Consider the following 25,622-nt stretch of genomic DNA (forward strand, 5'->3'; position numbering starts at 1 on the left):
ACCGGTCAGCCGGCGGCGTCGGTCCCGGTGACGGGCACCAGGCGGCCGGTGCGAGCCGACTCGCGCGCCGCGTCGAGCACCTCGGCAGTGGCGACGGCGTCGCGGGGATCCACCGGGACCGCGCCTCGGCCTGAGACGGCCGCGGCGACCGCCGGGTAGAACACGTCCCACCGACCACGTTCGGACGGCACCGGGCGGCTGCCGTCCGCGGTGGTCAGCGTCCCCCAGGCGGACGGCGGTTCGACGCCCCACTCCGCACCCAGCGACGCTGGGGAGCCGCCGTCCTTGAGCTGCTGCTCCTGGACGTCGAAGCCGTGCACCAGGTAACCGCCGGCGTCCCCGTTCACCTGGAACCGCGGGCCCGCAGCGGCCGAGGCCATGCCGGCGACCAGCACGGACCGGACGCCGTCGCGGTGCAGCACGTGCAGCACGATGTCGTCCTCCGCCGCCGCGCCGGCCCGGACCGTGCCCAACTCGGCGTACACCGACCGGGCTGGACCGAACAGGTGCAGGGCCTGGTCGACCAGGTGCGGACCGAGGTCCAGCAACGTGCCGCCACCCTGCTCGGGTCCGGCGGACCCCCAGCCGGGCTTCACCGGTCGGAAGCGGTCGATGCGCGACGTGAACCGGTGCACCGTGCCCAGCGCGCCGTCGGCCAGCAGCCGCCGGACGGTCAGGAGGTCGCTGTCCCAGCGCCGGTTCTGGTAGACGGTCAGCACCCCGCCCACCCGGCGGGCGTGCTCCACCAGTTCCGCCGCGGCTGCCGCAGTCAGGGCGAACGGCTTGTCGACCACCACCGCGAGCCCGAGGTCGAGCGCCCGGTGCGCGAGATCGGTGTGGGTGGCCGGCGGAGTCGTCACGGTGACGCCGCGGACGCCCAGCGCGGGCAGTTCCTCCAGCGACGGGACGGTCGCCACGCCGGGGTGGTCCGCCCGCGCCTGCTGCTGCCGTCCGGCGTCGGACGTCACCACGGCCGCGAAGCGGATCGCAGGCGCGGACGCCAGCAGCGGGGCGTGGAAGACGCGACCGCCCGACCCGTAGCCGCACAGCGCCCACGCCACCGGCTCCGGTCCCTCCGCCGTCCCGCGGTCCGCGGTGGAGGGTGACGAGGAGGCGGGGTCGGTCGGGTGCACGCCACGATGATGGCGCACGCCGCGGAACACGCGGCTGCGACCCCGGACGGGCCGGTAACCGCCCGCTCCGCCGCCCGGTCCCGGGTCGGCCACCCCGACCTGCGGCGATGCCCGGTGTCGGGGCACCCGCCTAGCATGGGTCATCGTGACCGAACACCTGATCGTGCGTGGCGCCCGCGAGCACAACCTGCGCAACGTGGACCTCAGCCTGCCGCGCGATTCGATGATCGTGTTCACCGGACTGTCCGGCTCGGGCAAGTCGTCGCTGGCGTTCGACACCATCTTCGCCGAGGGCCAGCGCCGCTACGTCGAGTCGCTGTCGTCGTATGCCCGCCAGTTCCTCGGTCAGATGGACAAGCCGGACGTCGACTTCATCGAGGGCCTGTCGCCGGCCGTCTCGATCGACCAGAAGTCGACCTCGCGGAACCCGCGGTCGACGGTCGGCACGATCACCGAGATCTACGACTACCTGCGCCTGCTGTTCGCCCGGATCGGGCACCCGCACTGTCCGGTCTGCGGCGAGCCCATCACGAAGCAGACGCCGCAGCAGATCGTCGACCGGGTGCTGGAGATGCCCGAGGGCACCCGCTTCCAGGTGCTCGCCCCGGTCATCCGGGAGCGCAAGGGCGAATACGTCGACCTCCTGGCCGACCTGCAGGCCAAGGGGTACTCCCGCGCTCGGATCGACGGCGTCGTGCACTCCCTCGCGGACCCGCCGGCGTTGAAGAAGCAGGAGAAGCACTCCATCGAGGTCGTCGTGGACCGGCTGGTCAGCCGGGCGACGGCCAAGCAGCGGATCACCGACTCGGTCGAGACGGCGCTCGGGCTGGCTGACGGGGTGCTGCTCCTCGACCTCGTCGACCTCGAGGAGGGCGATCCGCAGCGCGAGCGGCGCTTCTCCGAGCGGTTGGCCTGCCCGAACGACCACCCGCTCAGCCTGGACGAGCTGGAGCCGCGGGCGTTCTCGTTCAACTCGCCGTTCGGCGCGTGCCCGGAGTGCACCGGTCTGGGCATCCGGATGGAGGTCGACCCGGACCTCGTCGTCCCGGACGGTGCGCTGTCGCTGGCCGAGGGAGCCATCCAGCCGTGGTCCGGGGGACAGACGGCCGAGTACTTCCTGCGACTGCTGCGCGGACTGGGCGACGTGCTCGGGTTCTCCGTGGACACCCCGTGGGACGAGCTCGCGGCGTCGGCCCGCAAGGCCGTGCTGGGCGGCACCAAGGACCAGGTGCACGTCACGTACCGCAACCGGTACGGGCGGCAGCGCTCCTACTACGCCGACTTCGAGGGCGTCATCCCGTTCCTCGAGCGGCGCGTCTCGCAGACCGACTCCGACGTGGCCCGCGAGAAGTACGAGGGCTACATGCGCGAGGTGCCGTGCCCGGTGTGCAAGGGCACCCGGCTCAAGCCCGAGATCCTGGCCGTCACGATCGACCACCGCAGCCGCGGTCCGATGAACATCAGCGACTTCGCGATGCTGTCGATCCGCGAGGCGGTCGAGGCGTTCGACGGGCTGGCGCTGTCCGAGCGGGACCGGATGATCGCCGAGCGGGTCCTGAAGGAGGTCGGCGCCCGGCTCGGCTTCCTGCTGGACGTCGGCCTCGACTACCTGTCGCTGGCCCGGGCCGCGGCCACGCTGTCCGGCGGCGAGGCGCAGCGCATCCGGCTGGCGACCCAGATCGGGTCCGGGCTGGTGGGCGTGCTGTACGTGCTCGACGAGCCGTCGATCGGCCTGCACCAGCGGGACAACCACCGGCTGATCCAGACCCTGACCAGGCTGCGGGACCTCGGGAACACCCTGATCGTCGTCGAGCACGACGAGGACACCATCCGCACCGCGGACTGGGTGGTCGACATCGGCCCCGGCGCCGGCGAGCACGGTGGCAAGGTGGTCGTCTCGGGCACCGTCGAGGAGCTGGCTGCCAGCGAGGAGTCCATCACCGGCGCCTTCGTGTCGGGGCGGCGGGAGATCGCCACACCGCTGACCCGGCGGCCCGTCGACCCCAAGCGCAAGCTGACCGTGGTGTCGGCGCGCGAGCACAACCTGCGGAACGTCACCGTCGACTTCCCGCTCGGGACCCTGGTCGCCGTCACCGGCGTCTCCGGGTCGGGCAAGTCCACCCTGGTCAACGACATCCTGTACGCGGTGCTGGCAAACCGGATCAACGGCGCCCGGATGGTGCCGGGGCGGCACACCCGGGTGGCCGGACTCGAGCACGTCGACAAGGTCGTCGGGGTGGACCAGTCGCCGATCGGGCGGACGCCGCGGTCGAACCCGGCCACCTACACCGGCGTGTTCGACCACATCCGCAAGCTGTTCGCCGCCACCACCGAGGCGAAGGTGCGGGGCTACCAGCCCGGTCGCTTCTCGTTCAACGTCAAGGGCGGCCGCTGCGAGGCGTGCTCCGGCGACGGCACCCTGAAGATCGAGATGAACTTCCTGCCGGACATCTACGTGCCGTGCGAGGTGTGCAAGGGCGCCCGGTACAACCGCGAGACCCTGGACGTGCACTACAAGGGCAAGACCATCGCGGACGTCCTGGACACCCCGATCGAGGAGGCCGCCGAGTTCTTCGCGCCGATCGGTGCGATCCACCGCCATCTCAAGACCCTGGTGGACGTGGGCCTGGGGTACGTCCGGCTCGGCCAGCCCGCGCCGACGCTGTCCGGCGGCGAGGCGCAACGGGTCAAGCTCGCCGGGGAGCTGCAGAAGCGGTCCACCGGCCGCACCGTGTACGTCCTCGACGAGCCGACGACGGGGCTCCACTTCGCGGACGTCGAGAAGCTGCTGCTGGTGATCAACGGCCTGGTCGACAAGGGGAACACGGTCGTCGTCATCGAGCACAACCTGGACGTCATCAAGACCGCCGATCACGTGATCGACATGGGTCCCGAGGGTGGATCCGGCGGTGGGCGGGTGGTCGCGCAGGGCACCCCCGAGCAGGTGGCGGCCGTCCCGGAGTCGTTCACCGGTCAGTTCCTCCGGCCGATCCTGCAGGGCCGTGCGCTGTCGTTCCCGACGGGCCGAAACGGCGGCGGGCGCGCCGCGGCCCCGGTCGAGGGGCCCGGCGGGACCGGTGCGACGGCGGGTGCCGCGGAGATCGACGGCACGGCGGCGCCCGCGCGCCGCAACGGTGCCGCCGCCGACCCCGTCGCGGCCGGGAACGGCGCCTCGCGGCCGTCGAGCCGCGGCACCAACGGGCGGTCGACGACCGGCGTCACGGCGGGGACGGCAGCACCGGCCGGTTCCCGGTCTCCCGCAGCGGCCTCGCGGACGGCCGTGCCGGCGGCCGCGACGGCCGGAACCCGCGCGGCCACGGCGGGTGCCACGCGCCCGGCGGCGGCCGCGGGTGCCGCACGGGCAGCCGGAGCAGCCACCACCGTCGTCGACGCGGAGGCCGCTGCCGCTCGTGCCGCCGCGGCGAAGGCCCGGCGACGGGCGGCGAAGCTGCGCTGACCCGCCCGTCCGGATGCGGGTCGGCGCGCCGGTCGCGGAGTCGTCGGGTGCGCCGTGCCGGCGGGCGTCAGGCGGGCTCGGCCGCGCCCCGGTCGGCCAGCGCCCGGGACGCCACCGTGTGCTCGTCCCGCGACGGCACCCGCATCCGCCGGGTGAGCAGCACGATCACCACGGCCGCGACGACCAGGGCGTACAGGGCGGCGCGCAGGCCGACCAGTCCGGCGATCCCGCCGACCAGCGGGGGACCGAGCAGGATGGCCGGCCACTGCCCGAGCGAGACGACCGACACCCCGACCGCTGTCGGGATGCCCGGTTGCTGCCCGGCCAGACCCATCAGCGTCGGCACCACGCAGGCCGAGCCGATGCCCAGCGCGGCGAACCCCAGCAGCGCCCCCCAGACGGTGCCGGTCGCCAGGCCCACCGCCATGCCGCTCGCGACGACCAGCTCCGACAGCAGCACGAACCGGCTCGGGCCCAGCCGGTTGAGCAGGCGGTCGCCGACGGTCCTGGCAACGGCCATCGCCACCGAGAACGTCGTGAACGTCACCGCACCCACACTCGCCCCGGCTGCCAGGTACCCGGAGGTGTACTGGGCGCTCCACTGCACCGCCGCGCCCTCGTTGACGGACGCCAGCAGGGCGATCACGGCGAGCAGCGCCAGCTGCGGCGTCACCCGCCGGGCCTCGCGGCGACGGCCGCCGGCCACGCGCGGCGGGTCGGCCGGCAGCGTGCGGTACCCGGCGAGCAGGAGCACCAGCAGCACCGCACTGCTCACCACCAGTTGCGCCCGTGGCGACATCCCCGCGCCCGCGGCCAGCGCCCCGAAGACGCCACCGGCGAGCTGGCCGACGCTGAAGCAGGCGTGGAACGACGACATGATCCGCCGCCCGTACGACCGCTCGACCTCGACCGCCTGCGCGTTCATCGAAGGCGCCAGCAGGCCGGTGGCCAGGCCCTGCACCAGCAGGCCCTGAACCAGCGCCGCAGGATGCGTCGAGCCCGCCAGCAGGGGAGCGTTGAGCAGCAGCAGGAGGACCCCGGCGCAGGCCATCCGGCGCGGACCCACCCGGCCGACCAGGTACATGACGGTCAGCAGGGAGATCAGGCTGCCGGCGGTGGACGCCAGCGCGGCGAGACCCCACTGCGCGTCGGACAGGCCGATCTGCGCGCGGACCGTGGGGATCCGCGCCGCCCAGCTGCCGGTGGTGGTGCCCATCGCGAAGAACTGGAGTGCGACCGACGCCCGCTGCGCCCGCGGCGCGGTCGGGAAATAGTTCACAGAGACTCAGTATCCCTGGTCCCGCGGCCGTGGCGGCCCCGCGACGGGTGGACGGGCTGTGACACCGCTCGCCCACGGATGGCGGTGGACCATTCCGGCGGGTCTGCGAGACTGGGTCACCGTGAGGACCGCGCGGTGAAGACCTTCGACAGCCTGTTCGCCGAGCTCCTGGACCGCGCCCGGACGCGGCCGGCCGGCTCCGGGACGGTGCAGGCGCTCGACGACGGCGTCCACGCCCAGGGCAAGAAGCTGCTCGAGGAGGCCGGCGAGGTCTGGCTGGCGGCCGAGCACGAGGACGACGACGCCCTGGCGCTGGAGATCTCGCAACTGCTCTACCGCGCGCAGGTGATCATGATCGGCCGCGGCATCGCGCTGGAGCAGGTCTACCGGCATCTGTAGGGCGAGGGTGCGGTACCGCCCGCTCCCGCCGCCCGCCCCGGACCACCTCGTCCCCGCCCGCATCCTCGCCGGCGGGACGACCACCCGGCCGGCGCAGACCGCCGCCGCCCCGATCCACGAGGACCCCGCCATGCTCCGAGTCGCCGTGCCCAACAAGGGCACGCTGTCCGAACCTGCCACCGCCATGCTGCGCGAGGCCGGGTACCGGCAGCGCACCGACGCCCGCGACCTGACCGTGCTGGACGTCGCCAACGACGTCGAGTTCTTCTTCCTCCGCCCCAAGGACATCGCCATCTACGTCGGGTCGGGTGAACTCGACCTCGGCATCACCGGACGGGACCTGGCCCTGGACTCCGGTGCACCCGTCACCGAGCAGCTCGGGCTGGGCTTCGGCTACTCGGCCTTCCGGTACGCCGCGCCGGAGGGCAGCGGCACCACCGTCGCGGACCTCGCCGGGCGCCGGATCGCCACGTCGTACCCCAACCTGGTTCAGGTGGACCTGCTCCGGCAGGGCGTCACCGCCCGGATCATCCGGCTGGACGGGGCGGTGGAGATCTCGATCCAGCTCGGCGTCGCCGACGCCATCGCCGACGTCGTCGGCTCCGGCCGCACGCTCCGCCAGCACGCGCTGGTGCCTTTCGGTGACGTCATCTGCCGCTCCGAGGCGGTGCTGCTGTCCCGGGAGGGTGCGGACCGGACGGCCGCCGCGCGACAGCTGACCAACCGGCTGCAGGGCGTGGTGTTCGCGCAGCAGTACGTCATGCTCGACTACGACTGCCCCAAGTCGCTGCTCGACCAGGCGTCCCGGATCACCCCGGGCCTCGAGTCGCCCACCGTGGCGCCGCTGGCCGATCCGGGCTGGGTCGCGGTGCGCGCGATGGTGCGCCGGGAGAACGCCAACCCGGTGATGGACTCCCTGGCCGAGCTCGGCGCGAAGGCGATCCTGGCGTCCGACATCCGCTCCTGCCGGCTCTGAGCGGACCGGCTCGGGCCGGCGGCAGGAGCCACGGCCGAGCTCAGCCGGCCGGCTCGGCCGGCTGGTTCGGCCCGGGCGGCCGGGGTCAGGCGTGCCCGGCGGTCATCCGCAGGGTCAGCGTCTGCGCGGCCCGGCCGATCGGCCCGATGCGGTCGTGCAGCACCGACGCGGTCAGCCCGGTGCCGTCGCCGCCGAAGGACACCTCGGTGTCCAGCCCGAGCCACCGGCCGACGGGCTGTCGGAACAGGTGCACGGTCAGGTCGGTGTTCGGGAAGAACGCCTCACCGGGTCGCACCCGCACCGCGATGCCGTTGGCGGTGTCGACCAGCGCGAACAGACTCGCCAGGTCGGTGGAGGTGCGGCCGGCGAGCAGTTCCACGCCCGAACGCAACCACACCTGTGCCCGTCCCGGTCGCGGTTCACCGAGCGTGCGGATGTCCAACGACCGGATGAAGCCGCCGGGCCACGTGCCCGAGCCGTCGAACGGTCGCCCGCTCTCCGGCGGCGGCAACGGCGTCAGATCGGTGCCGGCGATCCGGGTGGTGTCGGACCGCAGCAGGCGCCAGGCCGTCGCCCGGACCAGCAGGCGGCCGTCGGCCGACATCTCGGCCTCCAGCAGCTCGATGGTCCGGCCGGGCCGGACCACCCGGGCCGACACCGCCACCTCGCCGGCCGGGATCTGGCCGAGGATGTCGAACGCGACCCGGGACATGACCAGGTCGTCGCGCGGCGCGCACGCCTCCAGCGCGTGCACCAGCAGCCCGGACACCGGACCCATGTGCTGTTCGTCCGCCGACCAGGCGCCTTGGGCGTGCTCCGTCGACCGGAACCGGCCGGGCCCGGCAGGGACGAAGTACGCCCCCGCGTTGATCGGGACGACCGTGGACCGCGGGACCGCAGGGGCCGATGCCCGGTCCGCCGGAACGCCCGCCGGTCGCGGGTGGGAGCGGACGGTGGCCCGGACGCCGTCGTGTTCTGGCCTGCTCACCCGGGCCAGGGTAATGGTCCGCTCGCGAGCCGGCCGGTGACGGGCCGCGACCTCGCCTGGTCCCGCTCCGCCCGGGACGGATCCACGCCTGTCACTTCTGTCCGGTCGCGGCCCGTTCGGGGCGGATCCAGCACCGGCAGTCCCCGGCGGTCGGGACGGATCCAGCCCGGGCGGTCGCCGGGCGTCAGGAGCGGTTCTGGCTGCCGGCGCCCGGGGCGGGCACCGGCCCGTCGGCAGGTCCGTCGCCGTTCCGGCGCCGCAGCCAGCGGGCGAACCCGGCCGGCCCGTGCCGCCCGGGCCGCCTGCCGGAGGGTGCTGATCCGGCGCCCTCGGTCCCGTCGGCGACGGATGGCCCGGACATCGGCGCCGGCGGCGTCGTGCCCGGTGTCCCGACCGGCGGCCCGGGATACGGCGGCGGGACGCCGCCCCAGGCCGGGCACAGCGGGCGGAACGGGCACCAGGTGCACGACGGGTTCCGGCTCGCGGGGAAGTCGCCCGAATCCCACGCCCCGGACATCGCCGACCAGACCGCACGGACCGACTTCGCGAACCGCTCGAGATCCTGGCCGTCCGGCCGCACCCGTAGGGCCGTGCGGTCCCGCAGGTACAGCAGCAGGAGTTCGTCGGGCAACCGGCCGCGGTCGTGCAGCACGAGCAGGGCGTACCAGCGGAGCTGGAACAGCGGGCCGCCCTCGGCGTCCGGGCGCGGTGCGGGCCCGGTCTTGTAGTCGACGATCCGCACCCGGCCGTCCGGGGCACGGTCCACGCGATCCAGCACACCCCGCACCCGCACCCCGTCGCCCAGGTCCGCCTCGAGCCGCTGCTCGACCGCCTCCGGTTGCAGCCGTCGGGGGTCCTCGAGGGTGAAGTACGCGAGCGTCAGGGCCTCGGCGGACGCCAGCCACCCGGCCTCCCCACCGGCGCGCCAGCCCCGGACGGCGTCGCGGAGTGGGCCGCCATCGCCGTCCAGGTCCGTCCCGGCCCGGTCGGCTCCGCTGTCCGCGCCTCCGCCCGCCCGGCGGCCGCCGGGTGTTGCGACGCCGTCCCCGGACACTCCGTCGCCGACGCGGCCGACCTCGCCGACGCGGCCGACCTCGCCGGTGCCCGTGGCGCCGGTGGTGGAGTCCTGGGCGTTCCAGCCGCTACCGCCGGTGCCGGCGGTGGGCGCCGCGCTGACCCGGCCGGCGCCGGTCACCGCGACCGGACCGGCGGGTCCGGCGGTGCGCTCACGCTCGGCGGCCAGCAGGTCGGACCACACCTGCCGCACGGTCGGCACCACCAGGTGCGGCACCCGTTCCGCCGGCGGCCGGGCGAACATCCGCTCGAGGACGGCGTGCACCAGCGTGCCCCGCAACGCCAGCGGGTCGACCGGCTCGGGGAGGTGGTCCACCGCGCGCAGCCGGTACCGCAACGGACACCGCTTCCAGTCGGCCACCCGGCTCGGCGACAGCACCAGGGGACGGCGCACGGTCTCGCCGGGCGCCACGGGGCCGGTCGCCGGTGCGGTCATGTCGCCGACGCTAACCTCGGGCCCCGACACCGGGTCCCGCCGGCGGTCTCCTGGTGGATCGACCCGGACGGAGGCCGTCCGTCACCACCGAGCGGGGGTCCCGTCCGGTCGGCTCGCACCGACCGGACGGACCCCGCCGTCGAGCGCCGCGGTCAGCTCCGCGGGCGCACCAGATTGCGGGCGTCGAACGCCACCGAATCCTTGGCCGGGACGGTGACCCGGGCGATTCCGCGCGCGTCGACCCGGACCGTCGGGCCCGTGCACGAGGAGTACCGCCCGGACGTGGTGAAGGTGCCGTGCACGACGTCGCAGTAGGTGCCGGCCCGCAGGCCGGTGCGGAACGACCGGGTCTGCGGCGTGGTGTGGTTGTTCATCGCGATCCAGGCCTTGGTGCCACGGCTGAACGAGATGAGGTTCGAGCCGTCGTCCCAGAAGTTCCGTACCGGCGCGCCCATCGCGTAGTTGTGGAAGTCGACCAGGTTCGCCACCCCGCGGCTGCGGTGCGTGCACGCCCAGCCGTCGGCGCAGTCGGCGTTGCGGACCATGCCGTCGGCGTCGGACGGCGGGCCGGCCTCGCGGTCGCTGAAGGCGAAACCGGAGTAGACCTGCGGGGTGCCGTAGCCGTAGGCCAGCAGGAACTCGGTGGCCAGGGTGTTGGTCGCGCCGTCCTTGTAGCTCAGCGTCGTCGGCGTGCCGGTCGGCCGCTCGGTGTCGTGGTTCTGGACGAACGCCAGGCTCTTGTCGCTGGGCACCAGACCGGCGTCCTCGCCGAAGACCGAGAGATCGGCGATCGTGCTGGTGAAGGCGGACCGGACCGGCTCGGCGAAGTCGAAGCCGAGCACGTCACCCTGCCGGAAGAAGGCCCACGGCGTCAGCCGGCCCGGGCTGTCCAGGGACACCTCCAGGGCGATGTAGGGCCGCTGCCCGTCGACGGTGCGCCGCAGCTTGGCCTCGATCGCCGACAGGTCCGCCTGGCCGATGTGCTTGGCGGCGTCCACGCGGAAGCCGGACACCCCGTACGACAGCAACTTGTTCAGGTAGGCCGCGATCGTGGTGCGGACCTTCGCCGACTCGGTGCGCAGGTCGGACAGGCCGACCAGTTCGCACTTGAAGACCTCCTGGACGTTGTTGAAGTCGTGGATCGTGCCGTCGGCCTGCGGGCAGTCGGCCGGGTAGTGGTGGAAGTCGGCGTTCGAGTACATCCCGGGGTAGTCGTACTTGCTCCATCCGGTGACGCCGCCGTAGGACGTTGAACCCTGGCCGGTCATGTGGTTGATGACCGTGTCGACGTAGACCTTGACGCCGGCCGCGCGGCACGTGCGCACCATGGCCTTGAACTGCGCCTCGTTGCCCATCCGGCTGGTCAGCTTGTAGTCGACGGGCTGGTAGACCTCCCACCACGGGTGCGCGACGCCAGGGTTGCTGTTCTGGTTGTTGATCGAGTCCTGCGGCGGGGCCACCTGGACGCCGCCGTAGCCGGCCGGCCCGAGGACGGTGCGGCACTCCCGGGCGACCGACACCCAGTTCCACTCGAACAGGTTCGCGATGACGTCCCCGCGGCGGGCCGTCGGGTGGCCGAAGGTGGCCGGCGGCGCCTGGACCAGGGGCACCGACGACACGGTGACGGCGTGGGTGGCGGCGGTGTAGCTGATCGTCGTGGTCGATCCGCCCCCGGACCGGGGGACGGTGAACGTCACCGGCGCACCGCCCGCGGCGCCGCCCTGCCCGTAGGTCGGGCCCGCGCCGAACACGGTGGCGACGGACAGCGTGTAGGTGCCCGGCGCGATCGTGCCGGTGGACAGCGTGTAGACGCCGTCCCCGTCGCGGTCGGACAGCCACGACTGCGGGCAGGAGGCGTTCCCGTCGGCCGAGCAGCCCAGCTGCGTCTGGAACGAGCCCACGGCGGTCACGCTCGTCCGCGAGTCGGTGACCAGGTGCGAGACCGGGTCGAACACGAAGGTGACCGGCTGCGCCGACGGGACGCGGACGACGACGTTGCCCTGGCCGCCGTCCTCGCCGTAGCTGACCGTCCACGCGTCGTTGATCGCCATCTTGTACTGGTAGCTGCCGCCCTCGGGAGCGGGCAGGTCGAACGTCGCGCCCCACAGCCCGTCGGGCCGGACCGCCAGGTGGGCGGCGGCGCAGTCCGGCTGCCAGTCGGCCGCGCAGCCGATCTCGCTGTCGAGGTCACCGGCCAGGGTCACCGAGGCGATGGCCGTGTCGGCCTGGGCGACGGACGACTGGTTGAGCCCGACCATCAGGACGGCGGACACCCCCACCACGGCGGCATTGCGCACCGCGCGACGTCTCATGCAGTTCCTCCGGAGGACGGGACGCCGGAGTCGTGCGGCAGCACCGCCGGACCCGAACGTCGGTGTTCGAATAGCGGCAGACCGTAACAACGGTGTGAGGCCGACCACAACCGCGGAGCGGGGGGCTGTGGACAGCGGGTCGGCCCGGCGGCGCCGGGGCCGTCGACCACGGGGCTGTCGGCGGCCCTTGCTACCGTCGCAGCTCCACGGCCCGTCGAGGGCCCGCGCGGCCGGAGGCAGCATGGCGGATCTCATGGACGTCTCGGTGCTGCGCGGGGTCGGTGACCTGGCCGTCGAGCAGCGCCCGGTGCCCAGCCCCGCCCTCGGCGAGGTGCTCATCCGCGTCGGGTCCGTCGGCGTCTGCGGGTCCGACGTGCACTACTTCAGGCACGGCCGGATCGGCGACTACGTCGTCCGCCAGCCGCTGGTCCTCGGCCACGAGGGCGGCGGCACCATCGTGGCCGTCGGCGAGGGGGTCGACTCGTCGCGGCTCGGCCAGCGGGTCGCCATGGAGCCGGGCGTCCCGGACCGGATCTGCCGCGAGTGCAAGGCCGGCCGGTACAACCTCTGCCCGAACGTCCGGTTCTTCGCCACCCCGCCGATCGACGGCTGCTTCGCCGAGTTCGTGACGCTCGCGGCCGACTTCGCTCACCCGGTACCCGACTCGATCTCGGACGACGGTGCCGGGCTCATCGAACCGCTCTCCGTCGGGGTGTGGGCCTGCGGCAAGGTCGGGGTCGGGCCGGGCTCGCGGGTCCTGATCTCCGGCGCCGGGCCGATCGGCCTGATGAACGCCCAGGTGGCGCGGGCCCTCGGAGCCACGGAGATCATCGTCTCGGACGTGGCGCCCACCCGGCTGGAGGCCGCGACGCGCTTCGGCGCGACGGTCCTGGTCGACGCCCGGGAGCCGGACGCGATCGGCCCGCAGCTCGAGGTCGACGCGTTCATCGACTGCTCCGGCGCGCCGCCGGCGGTCCGCCAGGGCATCACCGCGGTCCGTCCGGCCGGGCGGGTGGCCCTCGTCGGGATGGGCGCCGACGAGCTGAGCCTGCCGGTCAGCCTGATCCAGAACCGGGAGCTCACCGTCACCGGCACCTTCCGGTACGCCAACACCTATCCGACCGCCATCGCCCTGGCCGCCGCCGGACGCGTGGACCTCGACGGCATGGTCACCGGTCACTTCGGGCTCGACGACGTGGAAAGCGCGCTGTCGGCGGACAAGGATCCGGCCAACCTCAAGGTGATCGTCGAGCCCGGGCGCCGGTGACGGCACCGGCCCGCGCCGCGGTCGCCCGGGGCTGACGGCGGACGGCGGCACGGTCGGCCGCGCACTCGGTCCGCCGGCGGCTCGCTGGACGGCCCGCGGATGGCGGCTCGCCGCACCCGTCCGCGCGCAGGTGACGCCCTACCGCCCTCGCCTCGGTGGCGGCGGGCTGCACCGCCATGACGCGCCAGGCGGCCCGCAGCGCCGCCCCGGCCTGCTGCCCGCAGCGCCGCACCTCTCGGCGCCGCGCCGCAGCGCCGCGCCAGTCTGCTGCCCGCAGCGCCGCACCTCTCAGCGCCGCGCCGCACCGCCGCGCAGGGCCGCGCCACGCGCCCGACCGCACCGCCGCGCCGTCCGCCTGGCCGCGCCACCGCACCGCCTCGTCGCGGGCCTCACCGGACCGGTCCGCGCACCCCTACCCCCTAGGGGTACTATGGAGGCGACGAGCGGAGGACAGGTGCAGGGTTACACCGACAGCAAGACCGAGCTGACCCGGCGGCTCGCCCGTATCGAGGGGCAGGTGCGCGGACTGTCGCGCATGGTCGAGGACGACAAGTACTGCATCGACATCCTGACGCAGGTGTCCGCGGCGACGCGGGCGCTGCAGTCCGTCGCGGTGAAGCTGCTCGAGGACCACCTCTCGCACTGCGTGGCCGACGCCGTCGCACAGGGCGGCGACACCGCGGAGGCCAAGGTCAAGGAAGCCTCCGACGCCATCGCCCGGCTCGTCCGCTCCTGAACCCGACCGATCGAGACGAGGACCCATGACCAGTACCGACACCGCGGGCGGCGTCCAGCCGGCCACCGCGACCTTCCAGGTCGAGGGCATGACCTGCAGCCACTGCGTCGCCGCGGTGACCGAGGAGCTGGCGGCCGGCGTGCCGGGCGTGTCCGCCGTCGACGTCGACCTCCCCTCCGGGCGGGTCACGGTCACCGGCGACCGACCGGTGTCCGAGGACGCCGTGCGGGTCGCCGTCGACGAGGCCGGCTACCAGCTGGTGCCCGGTTCCCTGCGCTGACCCACCCGCCCGCCGCCACCGGCGGCGCCCGTCGGAGGAGACCTGCCATGACCGCCCCGTCGCCCGCCCCCGACACCACGGGCGGCGTCGCGGCGTCGCCGGCGGACCGGGTCGAGCTCGCGATCGGCGGCATGACCTGCGCGTCGTGCGCCGCCAGGATCGAGAAGAAGCTCAACCGGATGCCCGGCGTGCACGCCGCCGTCAACTACGCCACCGAGAAGGCCGTGGTGGAGCTCCCGCCGGGCACCACCGCGGCGGACGCCGTCGCCACGGTCGAGGCCACCGGTTACACCGCCCGGCTCCCCGAGCCGCCCGCTCCGGTCGGGACCACCGGGGACGGCACCGGGGTCACCGACGCGCCGGACCGGACGGAGGATGCGCCGGCCGCCTCGCTCCGGCGGCGCCTTTTGGTGTCCGCCGCTCTCGCCCTGCCCGTCCTGCTGCTGGCGATGGTGCCGGCGCTGCAGTTCCCCGGCTGGCAGTGGGCGTCCCTGGTGCTCGCCGCTCCGGTCGCCGTCTGGGGTGCCTGGCCGTTCCACCGCGCCGCCTGGCGGAACGCCCGGCACGGGGCCGCGACGATGGACACCTTGATCAGCCTGGGCGTCACCGCGGCCCTGGCGTGGTCGCTCTACGCCCTCCTGCTCACTCCGGCCGGTGATCCGGGCATGCGCATGCCGTTCCGGCTGCTGCCGTCCCGGGACGGCGGTGCGCCGGAGATCTACCTGGAGGTGGCGTCGGCCGTCACGGTCTTCCTGCTGGCCGGCCGGTACGCCGAGGCCAGGGCCAGGAAACGGTCCGGGGCGGCGTTGCGGGCACTGCTGGACATGGGCGCCAAGGACGTGGCCGTGCTGCGGCAGGGCGTCGAGCAGCGGGTCCCGGTGTCGCAGTTGCAGGTCGGCGACCGGTTCCTGGTCCGCCCTGGCGAGAAGGTCGCCACGGACGGGCGGGTGGTCGAGGGGTCGTCGGCCGTGGACGCCAGCATGCTCACCGGCGAGCCGGTGCCCGTCGAGATCGGTCCCGGGGACTCGGTCGTCGGCGCCACCATCAATGCCGGCGGCCGGTTGGTGGTCACCGCCACCCGGGTCGGTGCGGACACCCAGCTCGCCCAGATGGCCCGGATGGTCGAGGAGGCGCAGTCGGGCAAGGCGCCGGTGCAGCGGCTGGCCGACCGGGTGTCGGCCGTCTTCGTGCCGGTGGTCCTCGGGATCGCGCTGCTGACGCTGGCGGGGTGGCTGGTCCTGGGTGCGGGCGCGGAAGCGGCGTTCACCGCCGCCGTCGCCGTCCTGATCATCGCCTGCCCCTGCGCCCTGGGTCTGGCCACGCCGACGGCGCTGCTCGTCGGCACCGGGCGGGGCGCGCAGCTCGGCATCCTCATCAAGGGCCCGCAGGTGCTGGAATCGTCGCGCCGAATCGACACCGTCGTGCTGGACAAGACGGGGACCGTCACCACCGGCCGCATGCAGCTCGTCGCCGTGCACGCCGCGGCCGGCGCCGACCCCGGCGACGTGCTGCGGACGGCCGGAGCCGTCGAGGACCTGTCCGAGCATCCCGTCGCCGCGGCGGTGGCGGCCGCCGCCCGCGCCGCCACCGGGCCGCTGCCGGCCGTCGCGGACTTCACCGCCGCGCCGGGTCGGGGAGTCACCGGCGTCGTCGACGGCCGCGCGGTCGCCGCCGGGCGCCCCGGGTGGCTCGCGGACCGCTGGGGCGCCCCTGCAGGCGACGATCTACGAGCCGCCGCCGACGCGGCCGAGCGTCTCGGACACACCGTCGTGGCCGTCGGCTGGGACGGCCGGTGCCGTGGCCTGCTCGAGGTGTCCGACACCGTCAAGCCGTCCAGCGCGGACGCGGTCGCCCGGCTCCGCCGGGCCGGGCTGCGCACCGTGCTGCTCACCGGGGACAACGAGCGGGCCGCCGCGGCCGTCGGGCGGGAGGTCGGCGTGGACGAGGTCGTCGCCGGCGTCCTGCCGGAGGGCAAGCTGGACCGGGTCCGCGACCTGCAGCGGCAGGGCCGGGTCGTCGCGATGGTCGGGGACGGGGTCAACGACGCGGCGGCGCTGGCGGCGGCGGATCTCGGCGTCGCCATGGGGCAGGGCACCGACGTCGCCATCCAGGCCAGCGACCTGACGCTGGTCCGCGGCGACCTCCGGGCGGTGGTCGACGCCCTCCGGCTGTCCCGCCGCACCCTGGCGACGATCAAGGGCAACCTGTTCTGGGCGTTCGGCTACAACGTGGCCGCCATCCCGCTCGCGGTGGCCGGGCTGCTGAACCCGCTCGTCGCCGGTCTGGCGATGGCGCTGTCGTCGGTGTTCGTGGTGACCAACAGCCTCCGGCTGCGCGGCTTCCGTGGCACGTCGACCGCCGTGCCGTCGGCCGGCTGACCCGTCGGCTGCTGCCCGTCCGCTGCGTCCCCGGCGCCGGTGGGCGCCGGTGGGCGCCGGGGACGCCGGGGGACGCAGCCACCTCGGGGTCAGCTCGGCACGGCGCCGATGAGGTGGCCGACGACGAACGTGACGGCGACCGCGACACCGCCGAGCAGCAGTTGCCGCACGCCGGCGCGCAGCAGCGGCCGGCCGGTCAGCCGGCCGACCACCATGCCGCCCACCACCAGCGCGACCGCCGCGATGGCCAGCGCGGCCACCAGGTTCGGGAAGCCGACCAGGTAGGGCAGCAGCGGCAGCAGGGCGCCGACCGAGAACGCCGACAGCGACGCGAGTCCCGCGAGCAGCGCCGACGGCAGGTCGTCCGGGTCCAGTCCCAGCTCGTCCCGGGTGTGCAGCCGCAGCGCCATGACGGGGTCGCGGGAGACCGCCTCCGCCATCTGCGCCGCCACCTGCGGGTCCGCGCCGTACCCGCGGAACGTCTCGGCCAGCTCGGCGCGTTCGGCCTCGGGGAACTGCTCGTGCATGCGCCGCTCGACGGCGACCTCGGCGTGCACCAGCTCGTTCTGATTGGTGACCGAGATGTACTCGCCGGTGCCCATCGAGAAGGCGCCGGCCACCAAGCCGGCGAGGCCGGTCAGCACGATGGCGTGGGTCGTCCCCCCGCCGCCGCCGACGCCGGCGATCAGCGAGGCGTTGGTGACTAGACCGTCGACCGCCCCGAAGACGGTGGGTCGCAGCCAGCCGCCGGAGACGTCGCGGTGCCGGTGCGACCACCCGGACCGCAGCGCGGCCTCCTGGACAGCGGTGTCCCGGTGCATCCGGTGGTCCACGGCGTCGGCCGACCCGGGTGTCAGCGGTCGGGAGGCCGGGTGTTCGACGTTCACGGGCAACCAGTGTGCCCGGCTCCGCGGACCGCGCGGTGCCCCGGTCGGCCCGCGGTTCGCCCGTGCGGCCGCCGGGCATGCGGCACACTGGCCGCCGAGCGCCCCCGGCACGGGTGTCGCCCGTCCTGCCGGCACGCCCGTTCCGCGGGCGCCGGCGCACCCGACAGCGAGGATGGCAGTGACCGGCTACACCGTTGCGGACTACCTCCTGGACCGGCTGCACGAGCTGGGCGTCGACCGCGTCTTCGGGGTACCGGGCGACTACACGCTCGCCCTGCTCGACCACGTCGTCGCCCATCCCGGTGTGGCGTGGACCGGCTGCGCCAACGAGCTGAACGCCGGGTACGCCGCCGACGGCTACGCCCGCATCCGCGGGCTCGGCGCCGTCATGACCACCTTCGGCGTCGGGGAGCTCAGCGCCCTGAACGCCGTGGCGGGCGCCTTCGCCGAGCACGTGCCGCTCGTCGAGATCGTCGGGTCGCCGGCCACCGGCAGCCAGGCGGCGCAGCGCATCGTGCACCACTCGCTGGGCGACGGCGTCTTCACCCATTTCCTGGACATGCACGCCGGGGTGACCTGTGCCCGCGCCGCGCTGACGCCGGACGACGCCACGGCGGAGATCGACCGGGTGCTGTGCACCGTCCGGGACGAGCGACTGCCGGGGTACCTGGTGGTGCCGGCCGAGGTGGCCGTCGCCGAGGTCGACCCGCCGGACGCGCCGCTGCCGGCGGCTCCGCCGGAGACGGACCAGGAGGTGCTGTCCCGGTTCACCGAAGCGGCCGGCCGGCTGCTGGACGCGCACCCCGACGGGCCGGTCGCCGTGCTCGGCGGGCTGCTCGTGCACCGCTTCGGCGCGACGTCCGTGCTGGAGAACCTGGTGGCGGCGGGTGGGCTGCGCTACGCCACGACGCTGTGGGGCAAGAGCCTGCTGGACGAGAGCGACCCGCTGTTCGCCGGGGTCTACAGCGGGGCCGCCGGGGACCAGGACGCGCGGCGCACCGTCGAGGACGCGGCCGTCACGGTGCTGGCCGGCGTGCAGTTCACCGACCTGAACAGCGGCTTCTTCAGCCAGCACCTGGACCGCGCCCGGACCGTGGAGATCGACGCCGAGATGTCCAGCGTCGGGGACGAGCTGTTCGCGCCGTTGCGGCTGGTCGACGCGCTGCAGGCGCTGGTCCCGCTGGTCACGGCCATCGCCGGTGGCCGCGTCCCGGCGGAGCTCGGCGATCCCGCCGCCACCGGGGCGACCGGATCGACGGGCGGTCCGGCGACCGGCGGCTCCGGCCGCGGCGATGCCACCGCTCACCGGTCCCCGGCGGCCGGAACGGCGACGGACGACGACGCGGCCGACGCCGCGCCGCTCGGCCAGCAGACGCTCTGGGACACCGTCGCGGCGGCCCTGCGCACCGGCGACATCGTGCTCGCCGACCAGGGCACGTCGTTCTACGGCATGGCCACCCACCGACTGCCCCGCGGCGTCACCTTCCTCGGCCAGCCGCTGTGGGCCTCGATCGGCTACACCCTCCCGGCGCTGCTCGGGGCGACGCTGGCCGCCCCCGGTCGTCGCGGCGTGCTGCTGATCGGGGACGGGGCCGCGCAGATGACGGTGCAGGAGCTGGGCACGCTGTTCGCGCTCGGGGTGCCCGCCGTGGTGCTCGTCGTCGACAACGACGGTTACACCGTCGAGCGGGCGATCCACGGGCCGAAGCAGCCGTACAACGACATCCCGCGCTGGGACTGGTCGCGGGCGGGCGACTTCTTCGGACCCGGCCGACCGAGCCGGAGCAGCCGGGTCACCACGGTCGGCGCGCTCCGGGAGGCGCTGGCAGCGGCCGAGGGATCGACGGACACGGTCACCGTCATCCAGGCCGCGGTGCCGCCCCTGGACGTACCGCCGCTGTTGACGTCGATCGCGCAGGCGGCAGCCCTGGCGAACAGCCGCCGATGAACCCCCGCCACGGTCCTGCGCGCGGTCCTGCACCTCTCCCGGCGGCCGATGTGGGCCCGGCCACCGTGCCCCGCCCGAGCGGCGGGGCCGCGCTGTCGGCCGCTGCCTCTACCCTGCGAGCGTGACGGCGGCTCGCTCGGCGATGCCCGGCCGACGCGGGGTCGGCGGTCTGCCGATCGGCCGCGTCGCCGGGATCCCGCTGTTCCTGTCCTGGTCGTGGCTGCTGTCGGCGCTGGCGATCGGTGTGCTGGCGACGCCGGTCGTCGAGCAGTCGGTCGGGCTGGGCGGCGCGGCCGCCGTCGCGGTGGCCCTGTTGCTCGCGGTTCTCCTGGGCCTGAGCGTCCTGGTGCACGAGCTCGGTCATTGCCTGGCCGCCCGGTCGCTGGGCATCCCCGTGCTGCAGGTCCGGCTGTACCTGATGGGAGGGGTCTCGGAGCTCGGCCGCGCCCCGGTGTCGCCGCGGGAGGAGGCGGTCGTCGCCGCGGCCGGTCCGGGGCTGTCCGCGGTGCTCACGGCGGTCTTCTTCCTGCTCACCGGCAGCGTCCAGGCGCACACCGTGACGTGGCTGCTGCTGGTCGAGCTGGCACTGGCCAACGGGATCGTGGCGGTCTTCAACGTGCTGCCCGCGCTGCCCCTGGACGGCGGCCGGGTACTGCGGGCGGGGGTGTGGCGGCTCAGCGGGCGGCGCCGCGCCGGCACCGTCGCCGCCTCGGTGGGCGGGTACGTGGTGGCCGCGGCGCTGGTGGTGTGGGCCGGCATCGCCCTGGTGCAGCCGGGCCGGGCCGGGCCGCTGCAGGCCGGCATCGCGGTCGCGACCGCCCTGTTCGTCGCTGTCGGCGCCGCCGGGGAGCAGCGCGAGGACCGCGGGGTGAGCTGGTCGACCGGCGGCGGTCTGGCGGCCGTCGCGCGCCCGGTCGTCGAGCTGCCGATGGAGGTTCCGCTGGAGCTGGCGCTGCGGGCGGCCGGCTCCCGAGCCGTCATCCTGACCGGTCAGGACGGCGTGGTGGCCGGGATCCTGGACCGGGCCGCGGCGGTGGCCGCGCTGCCGACGGCGCCCCGCCGGCCGGCCTGGGAGCTGGCCCGACCGGTCACCCCCGACCAGGTGGTGCTGCTCGACGACGACCCGGCCGAGGTGGCGGCGCGGGGCGCGGCGGGACACCCTGTCGACCTGCTGCTGGTGGACGACTCCGGGCGGCCGACCGGGCTGGTGACGGCCGACGACGCCCGCCGGGTGCTCGGCCGCTCCGGCCCGGCGGCGGGCCCACCGTCGGCCGGTGGCCGGGAGTGGCCAGGGACGGGATCGGGATGACCATCGACGACGGCGAGCTCGACGGCGACCGCACCGGGCACGACGGCATCGACGTGGCCGACCCTGACCGGGAGGGCAGCCCCGACCGGACCGACCGCCTAGACCGCACCGATCGCGGCGGCTCGGACAGCGGTCCCGCGGGTGACAGGGACGGCGACCTCGCCGGTGGCGGTGACACGGAGGCCGGTGGCGGTGACACGGACGCCGGTGGCGGTGACACGGACGCCGGTGGCGGTGACACGGACGCCGGTGGCGGCGACACGGGCGCCGCTGGCGGTGCGACAGAAACGACGACAGGGACGGGATCCGCAGTGGACAGGACGTTCGGACCGGGCGACCGGGTGCAGCTGACCGACGCGAAGGGTCGGCACTACACCGTCGTCCTCGAACCGGGCGCGACCTTCCACACCCACCGCGGTGCCCTGGCGCACGACGACCTGCTGGGCAGCCCCGAGGGCTCCGTCGTGACGTCCGCCGGCGGGACGCCGTACCTGGCACTGCGCCCGCTGCTCACCGACTACGTGCTGTCGATGCCGCGCGGCGCCGCGGTCATCTATCCCAAGGACGCCGCGCAGATCGTGCACTGGGGTGACGTCTTCCCGGGCGCGCGCGTGCTGGAGGCGGGTGCCGGCTCCGGGGCGTTGACCTGCTCGCTGCTGCGCGCGGTCGGTCCGACCGGTTCCGTGCTGTCGTACGAGATCCGCCAGGACCACGCGGACCACGCCGAGCGGAACGTCCGGCGGTTCTTCGGCGGGCACCCGGACAACTGGACGCTCGTCGTCGGCGACATGGCGGACCACCACGGCGAGGTGGACCGCATCGTGCTCGACATGCTGGAGCCGTGGTCCGTGCTTCCCACGGTCGCCCGGTCGCTGGTGCCCGGCGGCGTGCTCGTCGTGTACGTGGCCACCACCACCCAGCTGTCCCGCATCGCCGAGGAACTGCGGGAGCACGGGGGATTCACCGAGCCGGACGCGTGGGAGACGCTGCACCGGCCCTGGCACCTGGTGGGACTGGCGGTCCGTCCGGAGCACCGGATGATCGGGCACACGGCCTTCTTGCTCAGCGCACGCAAGCTCGCGCCGGGCGTCACCGCGCCGCGGCCGCAGCGCCGCCCCACCTCCACCGGGCGCTGAGGCCCGACCGCGTCGCAGCGCCCCAGCGGTGCCACCGGTGGCGTCACTCCGGTGGCACCGCGTTCGGTGAGGGACCGTCCGGTGGCGCCGACCGCGGCCGGGCTCAGCGGCACACCTTCCAGGTGCCGCCCGTCCGGACCAGGGGCAGCCGGTCGTCCTGCGTCGTCGAGTCGGTTCTCTTCTGGTAGCGGAAGCTCATCCGGCCGGTGCTGCCGGACACGGTGACGGCGGTCAGCGACAGCGACTTGGGGCGGAGCGTGCCGAGGAACTCCTCGGTCAGCATGCTCGCCACCGCAGGGCAGGAGTTGGCCTTGGCGACGGCCAGGTCCTGGTCGTTGAGGGCGTCGATCCAGCGCGTCGCCACGCTGCGCGCGGCCGCGGCCGCCTCCCCGGTCTGGGTCGACGGGACCGAGGTGTCGTCGGACGTGGTGCTGCTCTGCCCCGTGGTGACGGTGTCGGACGTGGTGACAGTGTCGGTGGTCCGGGACGTCTCCGTGACGTCGGTGGTCTCGGTGGTCTCGGTGACGTCCGTGGTGTCCGAGGTGTCGGTCACCTCGGTCGTCTCGGTGGCGCCGGTGGTCTCGGTGACCTCCGTCGTCTCGGTGACCTCCGTGCTGTCCGTGCTGGAGCCGGTGGTCGGGGTGGCGTCCGAGCCGGTGGTGTCGCCGGGGAACGGCCGGATCGAGGTCGACGGCGAGGTGGACGTCGTGGTGACCACCGGGCCGGACGCCTGGTCGTCGCTCTTGCGGGTGACCAGCACGACGGTGACCACCGCGGCCACCACGACGACCACCGCGGCCAGGGCCACCCAGATCCACGGCTGCGGTCCCCGTCGGTTCGGCGGGGTGGTGCCCGGTCCGCCGTAGCCCGGCTGGCCGTACCCGGAGCCGTATGGCGGCGGGCCGTACCCGGGCTGGCCGTAGCCCGGCTGGCCGTAGCCGGGCTGGCCGTAGCCGGGCTGGCCGTAGCCGGGTTGTCCGTAGCCGGGTTGTCCGTAGCCGGGTTGTCCGTAGCCGGGTTGTCCGTAGCCGGGCTGGCCGTAACCCGGTTGTCCGTAGGGCGGCTGCCCGGGGTCCGGTCCGTACCTGGGCTGCCCGTAGGGCTGCTGGCCGTGGCCGGGGTCGCTCCCGCCGTAGGTCGGTGGGCCGTAGGGCTGACCGCCACCGCTCGGCTGGCCGCCCTCGGCGCCCTCGTGTCGCGCGGGGTCGTCCGACCGGCCGAAGTCGGACCAGGGTCCACTCATCTGCTCATCCGTTCTCGTCCGGGACCGGCGGGCGGGTTGCCGCCGATGCTCCGACCCGCCGAGCGTCCGTCCGGTTCCACCGTCGCGCAATCCGGTCCGGTCACCCGGATGGCGCGCCGGTCCCGGCACGGTCCCGCCCCGGCGGGCGGCGGTCCGCGACGCCGGCATCCGCGTGCGGTCCGCGCTCCGTCCGCCCCGTCGGGCGCGGGCGATCCCAGGACGCCGCCCGGCCGGGTCGCGGGGCGCGACCCGGGGCGCCCGCGGCATGGTGCTGGCGGGCGCTCCGGGAGGCGTCCCGGGTCCGCCGGCGGTGTCCGCCCGTGCCGTGGGACACCCCGCGCATGCTGCGGCGTCGTCCCCGGGGGCTGTCGGGGTGCGCAGGTAGGGTTGGTGACACGTCGAACATCTGGGGAGGCCGATGTGACAGACGCAGGTCCCGGCGCCGGGCAGACCTGGGGTCAGCCGGCATCGGGTGACGGCACGGGGGAGGGCCGTCAGGCCGCGCTGCTCACGCAGATCCGCGTGCTGCAGGAGGAGATCGCCCAGCTGCGCCGCAGGATCGCGGTGGCACCGACCGACACCCGCCCGCTGGAGCGGCAGCTGACCGAGTCCGCCAACCGCATCGGCGCGCTGACCGAGCGCAACGAGAAGCTGGTGGTGACGCTGCGCGAGGCGCGGGCCCAGCTGCTGCAGCTCAAGGAAGAGGTCGACCGGCTGGCGCAGCCGCCGAGCGGCTACGGCGTGTTCCTCGCAGCCGGCCCGGAGAACACCGCCGAGGTGTTCACCGGCGGCCGGCGCATGCGGCTCACCGCGTCGCCGTCCGTCGACGTCACCGAACTGCGCCGCGGCCAGCAGATCCGCCTGAACGAGGCGTTGACCGTCGTCGAGGGTGGCTCCTTCGAGGTCGTGGGCGAGGTCTGCGCGCTGCGCGAGGTTCTCGGCGAGGACCGTGCGCTGGTGGTCGGCCACGCCGACGAGGAGCGCGTCGTGCACCTGGCCGCTCCGCTCCTCGACGTCGCCCTCAAGCCCGGTGACTCGCTGCTGGTGGACACCAAGGCCGGCTACGCCTACGAGCGGGTGCCCAAGGCCGAGGTCGAGGATCTGGTGCTGGAGGAGGTGCCGGACGTCTCGTACCACGACATCGGCGGCCTGACCCGGCAGATCGAGCAGATTCGGGACGCCGTCGAGCTGCCGTTCCTGCACGCCGACCTGTTCCGCGAGTTCGCGCTGCGGCCGCCCAAGGGTGTGCTGCTCTACGGGCCGCCCGGCTGCGGTAAGACCTTGATCGCCAAGGCCGTCGCCAACTCGCTCGCCAAGCAGGTGGCGGTGGCCCGCGGCGAGGAGCACGTGACGAGCTACTTCCTCAACATCAAGGGCCCGGAGCTGCTCAACAAGTACGTCGGCGAGACGGAACGGACGATCCGGCTGATCTTCCAGCGCGCCCGCGAGAAGGCGTCGGACGGCACCCCGGTCATCGTGTTCTTCGACGAGATGGACTCGGTCTTCCGGACCCGCGGCACCGGGGTCAGCTCGGACGTCGAGACGACGATCGTGCCGCAGCTGCTGTCGGAGATCGACGGCGTCGAGGGGCTCGAGAACGTCATCGTCATCGGGGCGTCCAACCGCGAGGACATGATCGACCCGGCCATCCTGCGGCCCGGCCGGCTGGACGTGAAGATCAAGATCGAGCGGCCGGACGCCGAGGCGGCGCGGGACATCTTCTCCAAGTACCTGACGCCGGAGCTGCCGATCCACTCGGAGGACCTCGCCGAGTTCGGCGGCGACCGGTCCGCGACGGTGCAGGCGATGATCCAGCACACGGTCGAGCGGATGTACGCCGAGTCGGACGAGAACCGGTTCCTCGAGGTGACCTACGCCAACGGGGACAAGGAGGTCCTGTACTTCAAGGACTTCAACTCGGGCGCGATGATCCAGAACATCGTCGACCGCGCCAAGAAGGCGGCGATCAAGGAGCGCATCGAGAACCGTGGCGCCGAGCCGGCCGCCGGCGCGCCGTCCGGCCTGCGGGTGTCCCACCTGCTGGACGCCATCGTCGACGAGTTCGCCGAGAACGAGGACCTGCCCAACACCACCAACCCGGACGACTGGGCGCGCATCTCGGGCAAGAAGGGGGAGCGGATCGTCTACATCCGCACCCTGGTGTCCGGCAAGCAGTCCGAGGGTTCGCGGGCGATCGACACCGCGTCGAACACCGGCCAGTACCTGTAGCCGCCGCCCCACCACCCGGCCCGGCGTCCCCGCCGGTGACCGCCGGGATGCCGTCCCTCCGACGGCATCCCGGCGGCGGCGCCGGACGGGACGGTCGTCGGACCCCGGTGCGCGCACAGCCGGTGCCGGTCCCGCGCCCGGCGTCCGGAGCGGTG

General features: G+C 74.4%; 17 protein-coding genes and 1 pseudogene. 11 read left to right on the plus strand and 7 right to left on the minus strand.

From position 1 onward, the window contains the following. Nucleotides 1-5: 5 nt before the first annotated feature. Nucleotides 6-1,133, minus strand: coding sequence for a Gfo/Idh/MocA family protein (locus IEY37_RS04165; RefSeq protein WP_229673809.1), 1,128 nt, complete (start codon nt 1,131-1,133; stop codon nt 6-8). Between the two features lie 145 nt (nt 1,134-1,278). Between IEY37_RS04165 and uvrA the strand changes: the two are divergent. Continuing rightward, nucleotides 1,279-4,131, plus strand: a pseudogene (gene uvrA / locus IEY37_RS04170) (excinuclease ABC subunit UvrA); the annotation flags it as partial. A gap of 526 nt (nt 4,132-4,657) precedes the next feature. On the opposite strand, the gene IEY37_RS04175 reads toward uvrA, so the two are convergent. Next, complete coding sequence (locus IEY37_RS04175; protein ID WP_229673810.1) at nt 4,658-5,869, minus strand: MFS transporter; 1,212 nt, start codon at nt 5,867-5,869, stop codon at nt 4,658-4,660. 135 nt (nt 5,870-6,004) lie between these two features. Between IEY37_RS04175 and IEY37_RS04180 the strand changes: the two genes are divergently transcribed. Both IEY37_RS04180 and hisG read left to right on the plus strand, forming a co-directional pair. Then, nucleotides 6,005-6,268: a phosphoribosyl-ATP diphosphatase gene (locus IEY37_RS04180; protein ID WP_188940286.1), complete on the plus strand. Its 264-nt coding sequence runs from the start codon at nt 6,005-6,007 to the stop codon at nt 6,266-6,268. A gap of 130 nt (nt 6,269-6,398) precedes the next feature. Further along, nucleotides 6,399-7,244 (plus strand): ATP phosphoribosyltransferase, encoded by an 846-nt coding sequence (gene hisG, locus IEY37_RS04185; RefSeq protein WP_188940795.1) that lies wholly within the window; start codon nt 6,399-6,401, stop codon nt 7,242-7,244. Between the two features lie 85 nt (nt 7,245-7,329). Here the strand turns inward: hisG and IEY37_RS04190 are convergent, their stop codons facing one another. The 3 genes from IEY37_RS04190 to IEY37_RS04200 form a co-directional block, all read right to left on the minus strand. After that, nucleotides 7,330-8,115, minus strand: coding sequence for a thioesterase family protein (locus tag IEY37_RS04190; RefSeq protein ID WP_188940796.1), 786 nt, complete (start codon nt 8,113-8,115; stop codon nt 7,330-7,332). A gap of 301 nt (nt 8,116-8,416) precedes the next feature. Further along, entirely contained in the window at nt 8,417-9,742 is a 1,326-nt protein-coding gene (locus IEY37_RS04195; protein WP_188940287.1) for a RecB family exonuclease, read from the minus strand. Between the two features lie 152 nt (nt 9,743-9,894). Further along, nucleotides 9,895-12,054 (minus strand): pullulanase X25 domain-containing protein, encoded by a 2,160-nt coding sequence (locus tag IEY37_RS04200; RefSeq protein ID WP_229673813.1) that lies wholly within the window; start codon nt 12,052-12,054, stop codon nt 9,895-9,897. Between the two features lie 241 nt (nt 12,055-12,295). On the opposite strand from IEY37_RS04200, the gene IEY37_RS04205 reads away from it, so the two are divergent. The 4 genes from IEY37_RS04205 (at nt 12,296) to IEY37_RS04220 (ending at nt 16,715) form a co-directional block, all read left to right on the plus strand. Beyond that, nucleotides 12,296-13,321 (plus strand): NAD(P)-dependent alcohol dehydrogenase, encoded by a 1,026-nt coding sequence (locus IEY37_RS04205; RefSeq protein ID WP_188940288.1) that lies wholly within the window; start codon nt 12,296-12,298, stop codon nt 13,319-13,321. Between the two features lie 454 nt (nt 13,322-13,775). Further along, nucleotides 13,776-14,057 carry a metal-sensitive transcriptional regulator gene (locus tag IEY37_RS04210; RefSeq protein ID WP_268237967.1) on the plus strand — a complete coding sequence of 94 codons (282 nt, stop codon included), beginning with the start codon at nt 13,776-13,778 and terminating at the stop codon, nt 14,055-14,057. A gap of 25 nt (nt 14,058-14,082) precedes the next feature. Further along, nucleotides 14,083-14,337 (plus strand): heavy-metal-associated domain-containing protein, encoded by a 255-nt coding sequence (locus IEY37_RS04215; protein WP_188940290.1) that lies wholly within the window; start codon nt 14,083-14,085, stop codon nt 14,335-14,337. A gap of 47 nt (nt 14,338-14,384) precedes the next feature. After that, on the plus strand, nt 14,385-16,715 hold the full coding sequence (locus tag IEY37_RS04220) for a heavy metal translocating P-type ATPase (RefSeq protein WP_188940291.1): 2,331 nt from the start codon (nt 14,385-14,387) through the stop codon (nt 16,713-16,715). Nucleotides 16,716-16,804: 89 nt separating this feature from the next. On the opposite strand, the gene IEY37_RS04225 is transcribed toward IEY37_RS04220, so the two are convergent. Then, on the minus strand, nt 16,805-17,536 hold the full coding sequence (locus IEY37_RS04225; RefSeq protein ID WP_188940798.1) for a VIT1/CCC1 transporter family protein: 732 nt from the start codon (nt 17,534-17,536) through the stop codon (nt 16,805-16,807). 238 nt (nt 17,537-17,774) lie between these two features. On the opposite strand from IEY37_RS04225, the gene IEY37_RS04230 reads away from it, so the two are divergent. From IEY37_RS04230 to IEY37_RS04240, 3 genes are all read left to right on the plus strand, one after another. Then, nucleotides 17,775-19,550: an alpha-keto acid decarboxylase family protein gene (locus IEY37_RS04230; RefSeq protein WP_188940292.1), complete on the plus strand. Its 1,776-nt coding sequence runs from the start codon at nt 17,775-17,777 to the stop codon at nt 19,548-19,550. 121 nt (nt 19,551-19,671) lie between these two features. Then, entirely contained in the window at nt 19,672-20,859 is a 1,188-nt protein-coding gene (locus IEY37_RS04235) for a site-2 protease family protein (protein WP_188940293.1), read from the plus strand. A gap of 311 nt (nt 20,860-21,170) precedes the next feature. Next, complete coding sequence (locus IEY37_RS04240; RefSeq protein ID WP_229674057.1) at nt 21,171-21,995, plus strand: tRNA (adenine-N1)-methyltransferase; 825 nt, start codon at nt 21,171-21,173, stop codon at nt 21,993-21,995. A 103-nt stretch (nt 21,996-22,098) separates the two neighbouring features. On the opposite strand, the gene IEY37_RS21880 is transcribed toward IEY37_RS04240, so the two are convergent. Next, nucleotides 22,099-23,238, minus strand: coding sequence for a hypothetical protein (locus tag IEY37_RS21880; protein ID WP_229673818.1), 1,140 nt, complete (start codon nt 23,236-23,238; stop codon nt 22,099-22,101). A gap of 420 nt (nt 23,239-23,658) precedes the next feature. On the opposite strand from IEY37_RS21880, the gene arc reads away from it, so the two are divergent. Continuing rightward, the gene (gene arc / locus IEY37_RS04250) at nt 23,659-25,467 is read left to right on the plus strand and encodes a proteasome ATPase (RefSeq protein WP_188940295.1); all 1,809 of its coding nucleotides are present in this window, start codon (nt 23,659-23,661) and stop codon (nt 25,465-25,467) included. Nucleotides 25,468-25,622: the final 155 nt, after the last annotated feature.

Origin of the sequence: Nakamurella endophytica (genome assembly GCF_014646215.1) — a bacterium.
GTDB lineage: Bacteria > Actinomycetota > Actinomycetes > Mycobacteriales > Nakamurellaceae > Nakamurella > Nakamurella endophytica.

Coding starts and splice junctions, on each gene's coding strand:
- hisG (WP_188940795.1), top strand. CDS start 6,399: ATGCTCCGAGTCGCCGTGCCCAACAAGGGCACGCTGTCCGAACCTGCC.
- IEY37_RS04195 (WP_188940287.1), bottom strand. CDS start 9,742: ATGACCGCACCGGCGACCGGCCCCGTGGCGCCCGGCGAGACCGTGCGC.
- IEY37_RS04200 (WP_229673813.1), bottom strand. CDS start 12,054: ATGAGACGTCGCGCGGTGCGCAATGCCGCCGTGGTGGGGGTGTCCGCC.
- IEY37_RS04205 (WP_188940288.1), top strand. CDS start 12,296: ATGGCGGATCTCATGGACGTCTCGGTGCTGCGCGGGGTCGGTGACCTG.
- IEY37_RS04215 (WP_188940290.1), top strand. CDS start 14,083: ATGACCAGTACCGACACCGCGGGCGGCGTCCAGCCGGCCACCGCGACC.
- IEY37_RS04220 (WP_188940291.1), top strand. CDS start 14,385: ATGACCGCCCCGTCGCCCGCCCCCGACACCACGGGCGGCGTCGCGGCG.
- IEY37_RS04225 (WP_188940798.1), bottom strand. CDS start 17,536: ATGCACCGGGACACCGCTGTCCAGGAGGCCGCGCTGCGGTCCGGGTGG.
- IEY37_RS04230 (WP_188940292.1), top strand. CDS start 17,775: ATGGCAGTGACCGGCTACACCGTTGCGGACTACCTCCTGGACCGGCTG.
- IEY37_RS21880 (WP_229673818.1), bottom strand. CDS start 23,238: ATGAGTGGACCCTGGTCCGACTTCGGCCGGTCGGACGACCCCGCGCGA.